General features: G+C 40.7%; 18 protein-coding genes and 1 tRNA gene. 12 read left to right on the forward strand and 7 right to left on the reverse strand.

Annotated elements, in window-relative coordinates:
* Positions 1–19: 19 nt before the first annotated feature.
* The 3 genes from nirD to GKO22_RS05490 are packed head-to-tail and all read left to right on the forward strand — an operon-like array spanning position 20 to position 1,603.
* The gene (nirD, locus tag GKO22_RS05480; RefSeq protein WP_166333089.1) at positions 20–367 is read left to right on the forward strand and encodes a nitrite reductase small subunit NirD; all 348 of its coding nucleotides are present in this window, start codon (positions 20–22) and stop codon (positions 365–367) included.
* Positions 368–396: 29 nt separating this feature from the next.
* A complete protein-coding gene (locus GKO22_RS05485) occupies positions 397–1,206 on the forward strand; it encodes a formate/nitrite transporter family protein (protein ID WP_166333090.1) in 810 nt (269 codons plus the stop codon).
* 10 nt (positions 1,207–1,216) lie between these two features.
* Positions 1,217–1,603 carry a hypothetical protein gene (locus GKO22_RS05490; RefSeq protein ID WP_166333091.1) on the forward strand — a complete coding sequence of 129 codons (387 nt, stop codon included), beginning with the start codon at positions 1,217–1,219 and terminating at the stop codon, positions 1,601–1,603.
* A 67-nt stretch (positions 1,604–1,670) separates the two neighbouring features.
* Here GKO22_RS05490 and GKO22_RS05495 read toward each other — a convergent pair whose 3' ends face one another.
* A complete protein-coding gene (locus GKO22_RS05495) occupies positions 1,671–2,315 on the reverse strand; it encodes a Crp/Fnr family transcriptional regulator (protein ID WP_166333092.1) in 645 nt (214 codons plus the stop codon).
* Positions 2,316–2,703: 388 nt separating this feature from the next.
* Positions 2,704–4,998, reverse strand: a complete 2,295-nt coding sequence (locus GKO22_RS05500) for a TonB-dependent receptor (RefSeq protein WP_240920152.1) — start codon at positions 4,996–4,998, stop codon at positions 2,704–2,706.
* A gap of 206 nt (positions 4,999–5,204) precedes the next feature.
* On the opposite strand from GKO22_RS05500, the gene GKO22_RS05505 reads away from it, so the two are divergent.
* Entirely contained in the window at positions 5,205–6,311 is a 1,107-nt protein-coding gene (locus GKO22_RS05505) for a hypothetical protein (RefSeq protein WP_166333094.1), read from the forward strand.
* A gap of 361 nt (positions 6,312–6,672) precedes the next feature.
* Here the strand turns inward: GKO22_RS05505 and GKO22_RS05510 are convergent, their stop codons facing one another.
* The 3 genes from GKO22_RS05510 to GKO22_RS05520 form a co-directional block, all read right to left on the reverse strand.
* Positions 6,673–6,828, reverse strand: coding sequence for a hypothetical protein (locus tag GKO22_RS05510; protein ID WP_166333095.1), 156 nt, complete (start codon positions 6,826–6,828; stop codon positions 6,673–6,675).
* Between the two features lie 34 nt (positions 6,829–6,862).
* Positions 6,863–8,128 carry a site-specific integrase gene (locus GKO22_RS05515; protein WP_166333096.1) on the reverse strand — a complete coding sequence of 422 codons (1,266 nt, stop codon included), beginning with the start codon at positions 8,126–8,128 and terminating at the stop codon, positions 6,863–6,865.
* A gap of 185 nt (positions 8,129–8,313) precedes the next feature.
* Positions 8,314–8,387, reverse strand: a tRNA-Ile gene (locus GKO22_RS05520).
* 88 nt (positions 8,388–8,475) lie between these two features.
* On the opposite strand from GKO22_RS05520, the gene GKO22_RS05525 reads away from it, so the two are divergent.
* Both GKO22_RS05525 and rpsU read left to right on the forward strand, forming a co-directional pair.
* Positions 8,476–9,105 (forward strand): HAD family hydrolase, encoded by a 630-nt coding sequence (locus tag GKO22_RS05525; RefSeq protein ID WP_240920153.1) that lies wholly within the window; start codon positions 8,476–8,478, stop codon positions 9,103–9,105.
* 98 nt (positions 9,106–9,203) lie between these two features.
* Positions 9,204–9,395, forward strand: a complete 192-nt coding sequence (gene rpsU, locus GKO22_RS05530; RefSeq protein WP_066753982.1) for a 30S ribosomal protein S21 — start codon at positions 9,204–9,206, stop codon at positions 9,393–9,395.
* A gap of 67 nt (positions 9,396–9,462) precedes the next feature.
* On the opposite strand, the gene putP is transcribed toward rpsU, so the two are convergent.
* Both putP and GKO22_RS05540 read right to left on the reverse strand, forming a co-directional pair.
* Complete coding sequence (putP, locus tag GKO22_RS05535; protein ID WP_166333098.1) at positions 9,463–10,959, reverse strand: sodium/proline symporter PutP; 1,497 nt, start codon at positions 10,957–10,959, stop codon at positions 9,463–9,465.
* Between the two features lie 123 nt (positions 10,960–11,082).
* The gene (locus tag GKO22_RS05540) at positions 11,083–11,433 is read right to left on the reverse strand and encodes a 4Fe-4S dicluster domain-containing protein (RefSeq protein ID WP_166333099.1); all 351 of its coding nucleotides are present in this window, start codon (positions 11,431–11,433) and stop codon (positions 11,083–11,085) included.
* 172 nt (positions 11,434–11,605) lie between these two features.
* On the opposite strand from GKO22_RS05540, the gene GKO22_RS05545 reads away from it, so the two are divergent.
* The 6 genes from GKO22_RS05545 to GKO22_RS05570 all read left to right on the forward strand — a co-directional run bounded on the left by GKO22_RS05545 (position 11,606) and on the right by GKO22_RS05570 (position 16,434).
* Positions 11,606–12,619 carry an acyl-CoA reductase gene (locus GKO22_RS05545; protein ID WP_166333100.1) on the forward strand — a complete coding sequence of 338 codons (1,014 nt, stop codon included), beginning with the start codon at positions 11,606–11,608 and terminating at the stop codon, positions 12,617–12,619.
* Positions 12,620–12,752: 133 nt separating this feature from the next.
* A complete protein-coding gene (locus GKO22_RS05550) occupies positions 12,753–12,956 on the forward strand; it encodes a fructose-6-phosphate aldolase (protein ID WP_066753972.1) in 204 nt (67 codons plus the stop codon).
* A gap of 6 nt (positions 12,957–12,962) precedes the next feature.
* Positions 12,963–13,643, forward strand: coding sequence for a cell division ATP-binding protein FtsE (locus GKO22_RS05555; RefSeq protein WP_116774784.1), 681 nt, complete (start codon positions 12,963–12,965; stop codon positions 13,641–13,643).
* A 147-nt stretch (positions 13,644–13,790) separates the two neighbouring features.
* Positions 13,791–14,339, forward strand: a complete 549-nt coding sequence (locus GKO22_RS05560; RefSeq protein WP_166333101.1) for a nucleotide exchange factor GrpE — start codon at positions 13,791–13,793, stop codon at positions 14,337–14,339.
* A gap of 12 nt (positions 14,340–14,351) precedes the next feature.
* Positions 14,352–15,515 carry a molecular chaperone DnaJ gene (gene dnaJ, locus GKO22_RS05565; RefSeq protein ID WP_116774782.1) on the forward strand — a complete coding sequence of 388 codons (1,164 nt, stop codon included), beginning with the start codon at positions 14,352–14,354 and terminating at the stop codon, positions 15,513–15,515.
* Positions 15,516–15,696: 181 nt separating this feature from the next.
* Entirely contained in the window at positions 15,697–16,434 is a 738-nt protein-coding gene (locus tag GKO22_RS05570) for a DUF4397 domain-containing protein (protein ID WP_166333102.1), read from the forward strand.
* Positions 16,435–16,839 lie beyond the last annotated feature (405 nt).

A 16,839-nucleotide genomic window follows, 5' to 3' on the forward strand; every position in this document is an offset into this window, starting at 1 on the left:
TTTAAACATTTATAGACATATGGAAACAATGACGACAACAGCATGGGAATTAGCATGTCATATCGATGATGCGGTAGAAAACGGCGGAGTTTGCGTGCAAATTAGAGGTAAGCAAATTGCCCTATTTTACTTCAAACGGCGTAATGAATGGTATGCCACTCAAAACGAATGCCCACATAAAAAGCAGATGATTTTGAGTCGCGGAATGACCGGATCGCTTGGCGAAACACCAAAGGTCGCTTGTCCATTTCACAAGAAAACATTTGCCTTAGACACCGGGGAATGTCTTTCGGGCGATGAATGTGCTATTACCACCTATCCAGTCAAAGTAGAAGCTGGACTGGTCTACATTTCGTTAGAAAATTAACCCAATTTTTTCCACTAAAATATACCATTATGGATTACATTACGCCACAAGAAGTTGCCGACAACATGATGACGACGGCCATCAACAAGTCTAGATTAACAGTCGGAGATTTATTAATACGTGGAGCCCTTTCTGGTGCTTTGCTCGCCATTTCGGTCACGCTTGCTTTGATGGCGACTACCCAAACCTCGCTGAGTCTTATGGGTGCTTTTGTATTTCCTGTAGGATTTGTCATTATCGTAATTCTGGGTTTAGAACTGGTCACAGGCAGCTTTGCCTTAGTGCCAATAGCGTGGATGGAGAAGAAAATATCTGGGTTAAACATGCTGAAGAACTTGTTTTGGGTATTTGTGGGTAATCTGTTAGGCAGCCTACTGTTTGCCGTGCTATTTTGGGCGGCAAGCACAGAATCCGGACAATTACGCGAGATTGGCGTTATCGAGCAAGCATTGGTATCCATCAGCGAAAAGAAAACCGTAGGATACGCCAGCCACGGCGCTCCTGGTTTGTTCTCCGCATTTGTCAAAGCGATATTATGCAATTGGATGGTTTGCATGGGAGTTATTATGTCCATGACATCCAAATCTACCTTGGGCAAGATCTTGGCAGCCGGTATTCCCATCTTTATCTTCTTTGCTTTGGGTTACGAGCATGCTGTGGTCAATATGTTTGTCATTCCGGCAGGGATGATGTTTGGTGCAAAAGTGAGTATTGGCAATTGGTGGTTGTACAATCAGTTGATCGTTACGGCAGGCAATATTGTCGGAGGTTTGCTATTTACCGGTATGGCGATTTACTACACGCATACTACCAAGGCACATCGATTATCTACCAAATAAATCTCCGGATATGTCTTTTCTAAACATTCTGATCACCTTTCTCTGTTTATGTGTCGTATCTGCCAAAGGACAAGAAAAAACAGTAAGTACTAAGCTTTTTGAGGGAATAATTGTAGCGGGATATGTGGATGATGGCGCCTATATAAATTGTACTGGACCTGCGGTCAAATGGAGTAAACCAACATACAGTATTCTGCTGGGATTACTCCCTTCTATCAAGATTAAAGAAGATAGAGCAGCCGTCAAGAATTCAATTTTCACGCCAACACTAGGCTTTGGCGCTACCGTGATCGTACTGAAGAAGATCGCTATTCAGATACCAGCTTTCTATACGCCAAAGTCCGCGACCACTAATGGACAGTGGAAATTGGGCGCAGGTATTGGATACAAATTTTAGATTACCCGTCACAAAGAGTCGAATTGCTTGATCGCGTACTACCGGATAATGCGATATTGCTAAGGGATTAGATCAAGCTGTATTCGGTGAGTTTTGTACGATCCAATATCCGGATTCGCTTGTTGGCAGTCTCGATGATTTTTTCGTTCTCCAGTTCCAACATCATGCGGTAGATGCTTTCGTACGTGCTTCCGATGTACGACGCGATATCCGTTTTGGAAAGTCTGATGGCGATGTAGTCATCTTTTTCAAGCCCCATATCATGTGCTAATTGGAGAATACACCAAGCTAATCTACCTTTCACAGAGAGCTGAACCTGATTATTGGTCTTTTGTTCGGAAATTTGTAATTCGTCGGCATAAAACAACAGCATCTCGTAGGTGAACGCTGGATTTCCTTTCAACACTGTTCTAAAGAAATCTAGAGGAACAAAACATACTTCACTATTTTCTAGTGCAGATGCTGAGATAGGGAATAGTGTTTGCGATGAGGATAAACCTCGATGACCTACTATACTTCCTTTTTTAGCGAAGCGGACAATGCTTTCTTTATCCCCCCACTGCTTATAAACTTTAATCATGCCTTCTTGCACAAAGTAAATACCACTAGAAGGTGCGCCCTCCTGAATAAACTGTTCGCCTTTTTTTAATTTAATAACTTTTCTATTGGCAGTGACCACCTCTTTCCATGCAGGAATGATATGTGTACACATAAAGCAGGTGTTCTCACAGTCTTTTTTCTTTCTTACCATACTTTTTAATGAGACATTTTGCTCCATTAAGGTAAATAAAACCTATTTTTCATGGTTTACACTGCAAATATATAACCATATTATATTCATATATAGATTAGGGATCCCTTTTGTAATCCACCAAAGTTCTCGTATTGCGGCCGCTCAATTATTTTATCAGTTGGAATAAGACGAAAATTCTAGATAATTTTACTTATATCAACAGATATATCAAAAATAGACATTTTTAAATATGCTTATTGTGGCAATTAGTAAAATATACATAGGAACTCGGAAACTGATACTCACAAATTTCGACTTAGCAAAATAGCATCCCTTTCATTTGATGGTGCTATTATTGTTTTGAACTCTATATTTCCATCCGCAAGCCCAAGGAAATGTTTCGTCCTGACAATGGCGCCAAATATTTTAATGGTGAGTTCTGCGGTCGTGCCTCTACATTTAATAAATTGTTACCATCTATATATGTGAGTATATTTCTTTTTGCTACCGTAAAACGATAACCGATACGTGCACGCAACAAGCTATATGCTGGCATTGGCCGTTCCAAGTTTATGTTTTTCCCTAAGAATTTCTGTTTCAAATATCTATCCAGTGAAGCATTAGCCATCCAACGACCATTTTGAACACCTGTGGAAATTCCATATCGACTGGTTGGTAAATTAGGCATAAAATCCCCTTCCGCCCATTGACGCATTTCATCATCCGAGATATTTCTATTTTTCACCAGATCAAAAAACGAAGAGAATTCTACCATAGATCCTTCTTGCAAGGAATGATGATAATCAAATTGCGCTTCCCATCCGCTGATTTCCGTATCAGAAGCACGCCATTCCTTCACCAAAAATCCACCCGAACGCGACATACCCGTATGCGCCAGATACAAATAATTTTTAAAGCGGGATGAGTAATGACTTCCGGAAAGCTGAAAATTGTCAAACTTGATACCTCCGCCCAGTTCATAGGAATTAGCAGATTCTTTAGGCAACCGATCATCACCATTTTCTTCCACCAAAATAGCAAAATGATCATTGCCGGCGTATAATTCATTAAAGTCTGGCGCTCGCTGGGCATGACTGGCGGCACTACGAATGAAAAAATTGGACGATATATCCCAGCGAATATCTACCGTTGCTTGATGTAATCCAAAATCACGATCCGACAATTTTCCACCTGCCATTCCGCGACTTACCACGTATCCCTCATCATGCACCGCTCGCCGCGCCACCCAATCTCTACGATACCCCAAGCTGGCGTAAATATTTCTAATTTCGAACTTTTGTAATGTGAATATGCCTAACTCCCGACCTGACACATCTGGCAAGTAGCGCTGCTGACCATCACTTTGAATTTTCATATTGGAAAAATCTACGCCTGTAGTACCGCTCCAGAATCGCCATTTCTTTTGATTCACTTCACCTCGAACGCCGTGACGCTTACTATCAAACTTATTTACCCGATAAATTCCAACCAATTCCCGATCGTCCCCCTTTTGAAAACTATATCGAAGGTTAATATCATCTACTACCAGACTATTTTTTACTTGATAAGCGCCTTCCAGATGAACGCTGTGAGATAGCGTACGGGTGTTAATCGGCATATAAGTGGGTGCAACGACTTCCGATGGATCGTGCGTATGTTTTGGCTTGGATAAACGCGCAAAAGCAGGAACGCCATAGTATCCTTCAATTGCTTTATAGCCTATTCCTACTCGGAAATAATCTTGAATATAACTTGCACCAACATAGGCGGAGCGACTTTCAGCATGACTATTCGGCATAATTCCTTTACGAACCGGTGCGTAATCCCGAATCCCGAGTACCGTGCTGAAATAACTCGGGGTATCCTCCGGCTGACCAGCAATGTAGAGTGGATTCGGATCGTTTTGGACTCGCTCTCCATCAATATTGGAATATTGCTCATTGGTATACAGTTCCGATTCTGACAATCCCCACTTTGGATCGTCGATATTTTCCTGTACGAAACGACTCAAATAGCGATAAAGCGTTAAATTCCTTTCATCAAGTCGGTCGACTTCCACTTGAGCCATATCTGCCGTCAGATGGTCTATGTTAGGATCATAGGCAATATCCGCTTTCGTATTTCCCGGAATGCGCAAATCCCCGTGTTTCAGCTGTGATCCGCCGATGTGTAGCGCCCATCTTTTACCGAGATTTCCGTCTATCGTCACCGATTCCCGATGTCCTGAGTTCGTGCCCGCTTCCACCACAACAGATGCTTGAATCGGCTTTTGGTACATCACTTTCGGAATCGTATTATCATGCAGATTTACGGCACCTCCAATCGCACGCCCACCATACAAGACGCTCGCTCCTGATTTATACACTTCAATACCAGAAAGATTTTCCATATCTATCTGTGCATTGATATTCGGCGTAATACCCGATAAATCATTGAGTGACAAACCGTCGCTCATAACCCGAACTCGATTTCCACTCAAACTACGAATCATCGGCATGCCGGCATTCGGTCCGAATGAAGCATTCTGCACACTGGGCATTCTACCTAAGGTTTCTCCTAGCGTCTTTGATTCCAATAAATTCAATTGCCCTCGATGGATAAACACCTGCTGTCGAACATGCAAACCTTGACCAACGACCGTTGTTTTTGGTATCTGAATCATCTTCAGGGAGTCTCTTTTTGACGGATCAATCTGTCCAAAAATAGGTTTAGCAATAAAAAGAAACAGGTATAAAAAAGCGATTCGCATGATCTATTGAAGTAGTTACTTGATTTGAATTGCGTGCAAAAATAGATAAATAAAATTAAATGCAACAATATTGCATTTTAAATATTTGATATGTAGTTTTGTAGAAATTTTCAAATCATATGACGTTTAAACACCAAACTAATCGCATCACCAAGTTTTTCATGCTCCTACTCTTTGTGCCAATTTTCTCTAGCTGCCAAAAGGAAGAAACGATCCCAGAGATACCTATGGATCTTCCAAGCGCGGTGACATTAAATTTTGGACAAGAACAACAACTTGACCTGACCAAATCATACTCGGACAAAAACAACATTCAATTTTCGCTTGATTTCGCAAACACAGAAGATGTGGCCATTACGAACGAAAAATCGCTACGCCAATACCTAGAGAAAGGAATTGCTATTCATCCGGCAGATGGCTTATTGCATATTTCCTCAGAAGAATTATTTCCCAATGGCGCTTTATCGTCAAATAACGAGAAGAAGATCCCTGAAGATTATAAAGTGACGATCATCGCTACTGACGGAAATGGGAATGTAGTAGGAAGACACAATCTTAGCATTAAAGTACAAGCTCCTTCCATTGTTTTGACCAACCAAGATACCGACGCAAGTGCTGAATTTAGCTATATGCTCTACGGCGAAACAAGCGATAACAAATTCAACTTATCATTCGCCGACAGCGTTCAACGTACAGGCATTTGGAAAGTGATTACTAAAACAGGCACAGAACAAATAGGTAGTGTGTCCGGACACACACTGAGCATCAAAGCCTTGCCTAAACCTCAAGAAATTAAGGAAACGAATATCGATATCCAAACCTCTTTCGAGAAAGACGGATTTACTATTGCTGTCAGAGATTTTCGAATTATGTTTATTCCAAAAATCGACTTTTTCTTCGGACAATATTATCCAGAATACGATCTAACGATTGATGAAAGTTTGCGGCAAATAGGGCTTTCGAATGCATTTGTTTCTAATGCTCCGGCACTATTCCCTGAAAATTACAAAGGCACCTTTTCACTGCATGCGATTAAAAAAGATGGGAACGAATTTGAAGACACGAACAATGTTTTCAGCGTTGACCAGGCAACCGGTATCGTTCGAGTGAAGAAAAATGAAACATTAACCGCCGGTCGATATGCAATCACCGTTCATGCCAAAACAACACTAGGGCTAATCCTTCCTGCAACCTTGACATTGTCTATGGAATCTTACCAGGAATAGACTTTTACCAATTTTTTAAAGCGACACACCTTCACTGGTATGTCGCTTTTTTGGTTAAGAGAAACTCTAATGCGATCATACTCGCAATAGTCTACAGAAAATGATAAATACAAGACGGAACATTTATGAACCTCCTGTGTATTTTAGATAATGCTGATTTTTAAATTTTGATATTTCGTTGAATTGTGATCTGTTTGCCGTATCTACCTAGTGAGTGACAAATTGTATCCTAATCTTTTTTATCACACGGTGCTATATACAGATTTCAATATTTGTTCGTATAGGATCATTTTTGCAATCTATTCACAACAAATGATTAAATAGCTCTTGTCTTTTGCAAGAGCTATTTTTATATTAAGATCTAGCGACGCGATCCACTGGTGATGGTCCAAATAAACAAAAGCCATGCGCAAAATGCGATAGCATAACCGATCCAAGGTTCTTTCATACTCAAGGCAGCAAATAATCCGACCGTCGAAATAATGGAAGTAAGGATAAGTCTCAGTAGCGTTTTCATAAATAGTGCTTTTAAGTTTTCAGATATCAATTCTCTAACGTTTCAAAAGTTTACCCTCGACTTTTTTTAGTTCAGATATTACACGTCTTTGCACATCATCTACTATACTCCAATCCTTCGAAATGTATATATCTGTCGTTTGGTTAGCGTTGTCTACATGGTTTAAAGCTAATGCTACGTCGTCTTTGCTCATCCTACATTTGTTTCTGGCAATATTGGCAAAAGTATGCCGCGCCCAGTACAAAGTAACTTCAGGTAATTCTGTTATTACTTTTAATTGTTCCATACCCTTATATAAAGCCCAATTAAAACCATCAATTCCAGAATATCGATCGGTGATTTGACCAATATATTTCATCAATAAGGGCTTCGCTTCATCAACCAATTTTACACTTATAAAAGCATTGTCTTTTCGTTTACCCTGTGTTTTCGATCGATTGTAATCTACACGACCGTTGACTATGTTATCTACGCGTAAATTATATAGATCAACGGCATTCATTCCACATAAGTAGAAAGAGAGCATATACATATCTCTAGCGAGCTCAGCCCTGCTGTCAACTTTCGTAACACAATGTTTAATCTTTAAAACCTGCTCAATCGTGTGATTTCTTTTTTTTGTTAATGGTGCCGAACCAATTTTATACTTTTTGAAAGGATAATGTTTTATTCGATAGATTCCCAAATCTTCATTATTATAAAGATCTCGAGCAGCGTTGAACAACGTACGCAGATCACGCATGTGATTATGTAGTCCACTACTTGAGAGACCTTTATTCTTTGTTACAACTGTGGTTCCATTCTGATTAATACGAGTAATCATTCTTTCCGAGCGTAAGTATTTTTCATAGCTCGCAAGCATATTTGAATGTACCTCCTTTATCGAGATGGCTTCCCTTTTAAAATAATCAGTCAAGCTATTTCTGACGACTCTAAAGTTATTGGCTGATCCTACTCTACCGCTCTGTTTTAGACTTTCAATATGAGAAGAGCAAAACTTTAAAAAGTCGATATCCTCATTTTGATTTATCAGGTAGTCTCTCAATGCTTCTGCGCTAAAGAAATCTAACCGATCATCCAATTCACTAATCAGCTTTCTATACTCTCTTAACTGGGATTCAACTTTATCTGCGACGAAGGGGTCCTTGATTTTGAAGTCGCTCGTTAGTTGCTTTTTAACTACAAAGTGCGAAGTATCTAAATACTTCCTTAAACCTTTGTGTCGGATGCAAATTTTAACATTGTACGTTCCATCTGCTTTTTTGTGGTGATCAAACACCTTGGCGCTAACTGTTGCCATAATTCTACAATTGCCACGCAAAAGGACTGTAACCTATTTGTAACCGTTTTGCGTGAAGTTCAACAAAAAACTATGTAAATCACACCAATCGGAGAACTCCAATTAGTGCAGGGCACAAGCTCCTAAAGTACCCTGAGAAACAAAAAAAGTCGTTTTCCGTACAGAAAAACGACTTTTTAGATTTGTGCGCCCACCTGGGCTCGAACCAGGGACCAAAAGATTATGAGTCTTCTACTCTAACCGACTGAGCTATAGGCGCGGTTATTTTTGCTGTCAGAAACGATGCTTGAATAGCTGTTTTGACGATGCAATTATCGATATTTGTAGCGACAAATCAAAATCTTCGCATGCAAAATATCAAAAATATCATACTCGATTACGGCAACGTGATCTTCTCCATAGACTTTCTCCTGGCGCAACAAGCTTTTAGCCAATTAGGTGTACAAAATGTCGAAGAAGTATTTGGACATAAACAGCAAAATGAAATTTTTGACCAGTTTGACAAAGGATTGATTACTCCGGCACAATTTCGGGAAGGTATTAGAATACTGGCCAATGCTCCTCACCTTTCGGATACCGACATTGATCAAGCTTGGAATGCTTTATTGATCGGCGTATCCGCCGGCAAACACGAAGTGCTGGAGGCGCTGAAAAGCAAGTATCGGCTATTCTTACTCAGCAACAACAACGAGATCCATTACGCCTACTGCATGCAGCACATACAAGATGTGTATGGCGTAGAAAGCAATGCGGTATTCTTTGAGAAAACATATTATTCGCATGAGATGGGCATGCGAAAACCAGATCGTGAGATCTTTGATTTCGTGTTGAATGACGCTCAGATCAAACCAGAAGAGACATTATTTATCGACGATAGTCCGCAACATTTGGCTACCGCCAAATCGTTAGGTATACACACCGCATTATGCAGCGCTGAAGAGCCGTTAGAAAAAATCGTGGTTGACTGGCAGTTGTAGCGTTACCATTTTTTTAGAATAAAGCTTTCATATATCCCTGAATAAAGTTACCTTTGCACACCAAGAATTCCACGACGAAAGGAGGTATATAAAAAGCTATGATTATTGTAAATGTAAAAGAAGGAGAATCGTTAGATAGAGCATTGAAACGTTTCAAGAAGAAATTCGAGAAAACAGGCGTTTTGAGAGAGTTACGTTCACGTCAGGCTTACGAGAAAAAATCCATTACTCGTCGTACCCAAGTGAAGAAAGCGATCTATAAAGAATCCTTACAGTTAGACAACGCGTAAGTATACTTACCAAATAAATAATAAAAGCGACCTTTTGGGGTCGCTTTTATTATTTATAACCCATTGATTATTCCTGCAACATGCGCTCCATCTTATCAAACTCTTCTGTAATGCCGTCATCAGATTTGTAAGTAGCCAATGATACCAGCACATTAACCAACAGACCGGCAAAAAAGCCCGGAATGATCTCATACAGTTCCTTATAATCGTGCGGCACATAAACCCACAACAACACCACGATTCCACCAGTTAGCATACCACTCAGCGCTCCCCATCGAGTAGATTTGCGCCAAAGCAATGATAATAAAACAACTGGACCAAATGCCGCTCCAAAACCTGCCCAAGCATTGCCCACAAGATTCAAAATGCTATCTTGTGGATTTAAGGAAAGTAAAATTGCAATAAGCGCCACCAGCAGCACAGACATGCGACTAACGATCAGCATACGCGACGCAGAAGCTTGCTTATGGAGCAGGGCCTTGTAGATATCCTCCGTCATCGAACTCGCTGTCACGAGCAGTTGCGACGAAATAGTACTCATCACCGCCGCTAAAATGGCCGACAACAGGAAACCCCCAATCAGCGGGTGAAACATAATGCGAGATAAATAAATAAAGATGGTTTCCGCCATCTCCTTCGATGCATCAAACTGTGACATCATGGCTACATCATTTTTGTTCAGGTAAGCAATCCCGAACAAACCAACCAACATAGCACCGCCGACTGTAAAGATCATCCAACTAATACCAATATTACGTGCTTTCTTTAGCTGACTCACTTTATCAATCGCCATAAAACGAACCAAAATATGCGGTTGCCCAAAATAACCAAAACCCCAAGCCAGTAATGAAACGATACCGACGGTAGTCGTCCCTTTAAAAAGATCCAGATAGTCAGGATTTTTCTGCCGAATGATGGAAAACGTTTCTCCAAGCCCACCGAGTTCCATGATCATTACAATGGGCAGAATAACCAAGGCCAATACCATAATAGCGCCTTGTACAAAATCTGTTAAACTGACGGCCAAAAAACCGCCTAAGAAAGTATAGGCAACCACTACGGCGCTAGTGACCATCAAACCTGTCGTATAATCCATATTAAACGCGGACTCAAACAAGCGTCCTCCAGATACCATTCCAGCGGAAGTATATAGCGTGAAAAATATTAAAATGAGCACGCTGGCCGCTATTTTTAATAATTGAGATTTGTCCCGGAAGCGATTTTCAAAATAAACGGGTAGCGTAATGGCATTGTTAGCCACCTCGGTGTAGGCGCGCAGGCGCGGTGCTACCAGAATATAATTCATAAATGCACCAAACGTCAGTCCGATAGCGATCCATGAAGCCGACAAGCCCGACAAATACATCGCGCCAGGCAAGCCCATCAATAGCCAGCCACTCATATCCGAAGCACCGGCAGACAATGCCGTAACTGCAGCGCCCAAACTGCGTCCACCCAATAAAAATTCTTCGGTATTAGCCGTAGATTTCCGGTATGAATACAGCCCAATCAAGATCATCAAGACCATGTATAGGCCGATCGAAATACCTTCGTAAATGTTCATATATTATATTTAGAGGTCATAATTTATATGAAGATATCGAAAATTATCAAACAAAAAAAAGTGATAGGGCAAACCTATCACTTTTCTTTATATTAAACTTAATATTGTTACAAGAAACTCAAATTATTCCGCGTGAAGCCAAGCTTTTTTAGCCAATAATTCGTCTTCAGACTCTACCACATCTTCATCTTCCACACAACAGTCTACCGGACATACAGCAGCACATTGTGGTTCATCATGAAAGCCAACACATTCTGTACATTTATCTGATACAATGTAATACACCTCGTCCGAAACAGCGTCCTGCGATTCGTTTGCATCCAATGTTACGCCGTCACCAAAATCAATCACACCTTCTAGAGCAGTGCCCTCCGAGAATTTCCACGTTACGCCGGCATCATAGATGGCATTGTTAGGGCATTCTGGCTCACACGCTCCACAGTTGATACATTCGTCTGTTATTTTAATTGCCATTTATATCCTCTCAATAATATTTTTAAACTAGTTTTGCACTTCAAAGTTAAACAATCCCTTAATTAATATCTACAATTTTTATAGATTATTATTACACCGGATTGGAATTACTCGCAAAGATAGAGCAAAATTCGGTGAGATTTGTTCTAAATAATTTAAAGAAAGTAGCATTTTGACAAAGAATCAACGAATAAACGCATTTGTACAGCTGGGCAATTACTTACGTGCTGAGCAGGAAAACCTACGCGAATTCTTAGCGCTTGTGCAAGTAAAGAATCCATGGTATACTGCCGACAATGTACATAGACAACTAACAGCTATTGCACAAAATCTTACCCAAGAAAAATTAACATCTTGGGTGGCAACACTTCCCGACCAACCTTCGGATAAAACCGTTGCCTTGGTATTAGCAGGTAATATACCGTTGGTGGGCTTTCATGATATTTTAAGCGTGCTGATTAGTGGTTTCAATGTGCAGATCAAGCCGTCATCGGATGATGCCGGACTGACGACTTGGATTTTGCAAAAGCTGGTAGAAATCGAACCACAATTTACGGCTAAAATTGAAATCGTTGAGCGTTTAGGAGCGCATGATCTTATCATCGCGACGGGGAGCAACAATTCTGCTCGCTATTTTGAATATTATTTTGGTAAAAAACCACACATCATCCGCAAAAATAGAAACTCTGTCGCCATTCTGGATGGCAGTGAGACTCCCGAGCAAATAGCGCAATTGGGGCAAGACATCTTTGATTATTTTGGTTTAGGATGTCGTTCAGTATCGAAGATTTACATTCCAGAAAATTATGATATCGCACAGCTTTACGAAGGTATTGCAGACTTCCAATCGGTGAGCCAACATAACAAGTACGGCAATAATTACGACTATAATAAGTCTATCTTTTTAATAAATGCCGATGTCCATTTCGACAACGGGTTTCTATTGCTCAAGGAAGACAAAAGCTGGGCTTCTCCCCTCGCGGTAGTGCATTTTGAGCGTTATGCTACATTGGCCAATGTGGCTAATGATCTGGATGCGGCACAAGATCAAATCCAATGCGTGGTCACCAATGCGCAAATCACGCCCAATGTGCCGGTGTTTTCATTTGGCGAGAGCCAATGTCCGGCGTTGGATGATTATGCAGATGGCGTAGATATTTTGGCATTCTTAGAACAACACAGGTAGTGCATAGGTTAGCGTCGCTCGATCTAAAGAATTGTTAATTTTCCGAGCAATTCGGGCGCTTATCATGAAAAAACTATACATTTGATAATTGAACTTTACATTTGGCAACTAAAGTTTGCTTTTGACCGTTGAGATGTATTTAATAAAAGTAAAAGGTGTCGCAAAAATTCCAGATTACGTACAGTTACGTGATGAAGCCTTTACCCTATTGGCCTACTTTCGCGTAGATCGGCCGGATAAGTCGTTAGATAAAATAGGTTTAGGAGACAAATTGGATTACATTATGCAGATCGCCCAAGAAATTCCTTTCGGTCAGATCGTCAAACTTGATTTATAATTTTTTATGGCAGAACATTCCGTTATCAGACTCAAAAACATCGATATATATCAGCAGAAACACCTTGTATTGGCTAATGTCAATCTTAGCATACAGTCGGGTGAGTTCATCTATCTGATCGGACAATCGGGATCTGGAAAAAGTAGTCTTTTGAAAATCATCTATGGTGATCTATATATCGCTACAGGTGAAGGAATGATTGCTGGATTCGACTTGAAAAAGCTGCACGACAACGAAGTACCTTACCTACGTCGCAAGTTGGGGATCGTATTTCAGGATTTCCACTTGCTGAATGATCGTACCGTTGAGAAGAATCTGGAATTTGCCCTCAAAGCAACGGGTTGGAAAGATCGCGGACTGATCGAAAACAAGATGGTGGATGTTTTGGAAAAAGTAGGCTTGCGCTCCAAGTTGAAAAAGATGCCACACGAATTATCTGGTGGTGAACAACAGCGTGTGGTAATCGCCCGTGCTTTACTCAATGATCCAGAAATCATCTTGGCCGATGAGCCAACGGGTAACTTGGATCCTGCCACTTCAGAAGAAATCATTCTATTATTGCGCGACATTGCGGCATCAGGAACTGCGGTATTGATGGCTACGCACGATTATCAAATCATTCGTAATATGCCAGCTCGTATCCTGCGTACGGCCGATGGTGCACTGCACGACAATGTCACTATTTAAGCCCGTCAATAACTGACACAATTACACAAATCAGACAAATTGTAAGTCCACCTCGCGGAAAACTGACAGCCTGTCGGCGAATCGCGTATTGGCAAAAAAATTGAACATCCCTGTGGATAACAAGGGATTGTTTTATAGTATAGCAACATGGTAAACGAACACGAATATAATCAAGAAGAAGAGAGCTTGGAACAAGATAATCTTGAAACCAACGAGGGAAATATGGAGCAAGAACCGACAGAAATCGTTGAAGAGTCGGATATCGCATCAAAATTAGAGGAAGCGCAAGATAAATATGCGCGTTTATTAGCCGAGTTCGAGAATTACAAAAAGAGAACTTCTCGCGAGAAAATAGAGATCATTCAATCTGCTGGAAAAGAAGTCATTGGAAAGCTATTGCCAGTTTTGGATGATATGGATCGCGCACTTATTTCGATGGCTGCTGCACAAGATGTAGAAACCGTAAAACAAGGCGTTGAATTGGTGAATACCAAATTCAGAAAACTGATGGAACAGCAAGGTCTGAAAGAAATGGACGTTGTTGGTCAGGCTTTCGATTCTGAATTCCAAGAAGCTATTACAGCGATCCCTGCTCCCACCGACGACATGAAAAATAAAGTGATCGACGTGGTAGAGAAAGGTTATTTGTTGAATGATAAAGTAATCCGATTTGCCAAAGTGGTGATTGGTCAATAGAAAAGGATAAAGATGTCAAAAAGAGATTACTACGACGTATTAGGTGTTTCTAAAGGTGCAGAGGCCGCAGAGATAAAATCCGCTTATCGGAAATTAGCGATTAAATATCACCCAGACAAAAACCCGGATGATCCGCAAGCCGAAGAGCAGTTTAAAGAAGCTGCTGAAGCTTATGAAGTACTCAGCAACCCAGAAAAGCGCAGACGCTATGACCAGTTTGGTCATGCAGGCAACAGTGCCGCTGGCGGATACGGCGGCGGTGGCGGCATGAACATGGATGATATTTTCAGCCAGTTTGGCGATATCTTCGGTGGCGGCGGTGGCGGCAATCCGTTCGAAGGATTTTTCGGCGGCGGCGGTTCGCGCGGCGGTGGTCGTCGTGTGCAACGCGGTTCCAATTTACGCGTAAAAATAAAACTCACCCTAGAGGAAGTCGCTTTAGGTGTAGAGAAGAAAATAAAAGTCAACAAACAAGTTGCCTGTCAAACCTGTGATGGCACTGGCGCAAAAGATAAAAGCTCCTACCATACTTGTAGAACATGTAACGGATCTGGTTCAGTAAGACGCGTTACCAACACCATTCTTGGTCAGATGCAAACAACCAGCACCTGTCCTACGTGTAATGGTGAAGGAATTGAAATTACCGCTAAATGTACTACCTGTAAAGGGGAAGGCTTGACTCGCAGTGATGAAAACATTACGATTAACATTCCGGCAGGTGTAAGCGAAGGCATGCAATTGTCTATGAGTGGCAAAGGTAATGCGGCACCGCGCGGTGGTATTCCGGGAGACCTGATCATCTTGGTAGAAGAGATTCCACACGAATCCTTGAAACGCGATGGCATCAATGTAATTTATGATTTGTACATCAATTTTGCGGATGCAGCTTTAGGAACTAGCGTGGAAATCCCAACGATTGATGGTAAAGCAAAAATTAAAATAGAACCGGGCACGCAAGGTGGAAAAATCTTACGTTTAAAGGGCAAGGGTCTTCCTGAAGTAAACTCTTATCACAAAGGTGATCAATTGGTGTACGTCAATGTATGGACGCCAAAAGCAGTTTCCAAAGAAGAGCGTGATGTGTTAGAAAAACTAAAAGAGTCTTCTAACTTCAAACCACAGCCGGGTAAAAACGAAAAATCATTCTTTGAACGTATCAAAGAGTATTTTGAATAATTAGATTCGTCAAAAATACCCGATTTACAATACAAAGAGGTTGCCGATACGGTGACCTCTTTGTATTTTTAGCTTACCCTAAAGAAAAATGAATAGCATCTGTAGCGAAGCTGTATACTGCATCGTATAATGGATATTGAAAAACAATTAGTATAATAAAGAAGACTAACGTAAAATCTACATGAAAAAATTAGTGAATTTAAGGAATGCTTGTGCAGTAGCATTAAGCGTCGTGTTGTTTGGAAGTTGTATGAAGAATGAAGAACCAACTCCGCAACCACCAACTTCTTTCCTTTCTATTATCAACGCATACTCTCCTTTGCAGACAGGTATTCAATTGAAATTTGGTGACCAGACTGCAGGAACACTTCAATATGATAGAAATTCGGGTGCCCTGCCAAATACAAATTTAACAGATCTGACGCTAACAGCCATCAATCAAGCGACTAATCAAATCTTGGTTGATAAAGCACCAGTGAAAACAGCAGAAAATAAGTTTTACTCCGCTTACATTTTTGGAAATACTGTTCCAGCAAAATTTATTATGTTGAACGATACGCCGGATCAAAGCACAGAAACGGCACCACGTATCAGATTCCTTAATTTAGCTTCTGGAGTAGAAGCGGTCGATCTTTTTATCGCTGGTGAAAAAGTAACTGCACTAAGCAATAGAGTACCTGAAACTCAAGCTAACTCATCGAACAGCGAAAAATTCATACTTAGCCCTAAAAGTGGTGGAGCTGCCGATATTATTGTGAAAAGTCTGGATGGCCAAGAATTGGCTAAGTTAGCGTCTGCTGACCTGAGAAATAATAGCTATATCTCTATCGTGCTACTAGGAGATAAAGCTAGTACAGGAGACACACCGGAAGCGAAAGCAAAAGCATTGAAAATTTCAACATTCTTCTCTGGTCAATAATATTTTTTAGAGCACTATTATAAACCGCGTATGTTTTAGCGATAAAACATACGCGGTTTTTTTTGTTGTATGCCATCATACCATTCATAGTCTATATTATAGATTCAATGAAATGTAAACGACGAAGGAAATTATTCCACTGATAATTGTAGGTTGATTCATCCCACCATACCGTTGCATTGGTAGGAGATCATGTCCTCGATTAACAATGCACCAATATCGCTGATCGTGCTGGAGGGTTACGAATAAGAACGATCATACGGTAGAAATATAGTGTAAAACGCACATTTGTCAGTACCAAAAACAAGATTTTAAAATCACAAAGTGTATTTATGACACATTTGCAGTCTTCTTTCATTTTGTCCAATTGAAGAGAGATAGGCAAGAAATACCCTCTATAATGAT

The sequence above is a fragment of the Sphingobacterium chungjuense genome (genome assembly GCF_011316935.1).
GTDB classification, from domain to species: domain Bacteria; phylum Bacteroidota; class Bacteroidia; order Sphingobacteriales; family Sphingobacteriaceae; genus Sphingobacterium; species Sphingobacterium chungjuense.

What these genes read in the sequence shown, in the direction of transcription:
- GKO22_RS05510 (WP_166333095.1), bottom strand. Translation starts at nt 6,828, where the DNA reads ATGAAAACGCTACTGAGACTTATCCTTACTTCCATTATTTCGACGGTC.
- rpsU (WP_066753982.1), top strand. Translation starts at nt 9,204, where the DNA reads ATGATTATTGTAAATGTAAAAGAAGGAGAATCGTTAGATAGAGCATTG.
- GKO22_RS05500 (WP_240920152.1), bottom strand. Translation starts at nt 4,998, where the DNA reads ATGATTCAGATACCAAAAACAACGGTCGTTGGTCAAGGTTTGCATGTT.
- GKO22_RS05490 (WP_166333091.1), top strand. Translation starts at nt 1,217, where the DNA reads ATGTCTTTTCTAAACATTCTGATCACCTTTCTCTGTTTATGTGTCGTA.
- GKO22_RS05525 (WP_240920153.1), top strand. Translation starts at nt 8,476, where the DNA reads ATGCAAAATATCAAAAATATCATACTCGATTACGGCAACGTGATCTTC.
- putP (WP_166333098.1), bottom strand. Translation starts at nt 10,959, where the DNA reads ATGAACATTTACGAAGGTATTTCGATCGGCCTATACATGGTCTTGATG.
- GKO22_RS05560 (WP_166333101.1), top strand. Translation starts at nt 13,791, where the DNA reads ATGGTAAACGAACACGAATATAATCAAGAAGAAGAGAGCTTGGAACAA.
- GKO22_RS05515 (WP_166333096.1), bottom strand. Translation starts at nt 8,128, where the DNA reads ATGGCAACAGTTAGCGCCAAGGTGTTTGATCACCACAAAAAAGCAGAT.
- GKO22_RS05540 (WP_166333099.1), bottom strand. Translation starts at nt 11,433, where the DNA reads ATGGCAATTAAAATAACAGACGAATGTATCAACTGTGGAGCGTGTGAG.
- dnaJ (WP_116774782.1), top strand. Translation starts at nt 14,352, where the DNA reads ATGTCAAAAAGAGATTACTACGACGTATTAGGTGTTTCTAAAGGTGCA.
- nirD (WP_166333089.1), top strand. Translation starts at nt 20, where the DNA reads ATGGAAACAATGACGACAACAGCATGGGAATTAGCATGTCATATCGAT.
- GKO22_RS05550 (WP_066753972.1), top strand. Translation starts at nt 12,753, where the DNA reads ATGTATTTAATAAAAGTAAAAGGTGTCGCAAAAATTCCAGATTACGTA.
- GKO22_RS05485 (WP_166333090.1), top strand. Translation starts at nt 397, where the DNA reads ATGGATTACATTACGCCACAAGAAGTTGCCGACAACATGATGACGACG.
- GKO22_RS05505 (WP_166333094.1), top strand. Translation starts at nt 5,205, where the DNA reads ATGACGTTTAAACACCAAACTAATCGCATCACCAAGTTTTTCATGCTC.
- GKO22_RS05570 (WP_166333102.1), top strand. Translation starts at nt 15,697, where the DNA reads ATGAAAAAATTAGTGAATTTAAGGAATGCTTGTGCAGTAGCATTAAGC.
- GKO22_RS05495 (WP_166333092.1), bottom strand. Translation starts at nt 2,315, where the DNA reads ATGTGTACACATATCATTCCTGCATGGAAAGAGGTGGTCACTGCCAAT.
- GKO22_RS05555 (WP_116774784.1), top strand. Translation starts at nt 12,963, where the DNA reads ATGGCAGAACATTCCGTTATCAGACTCAAAAACATCGATATATATCAG.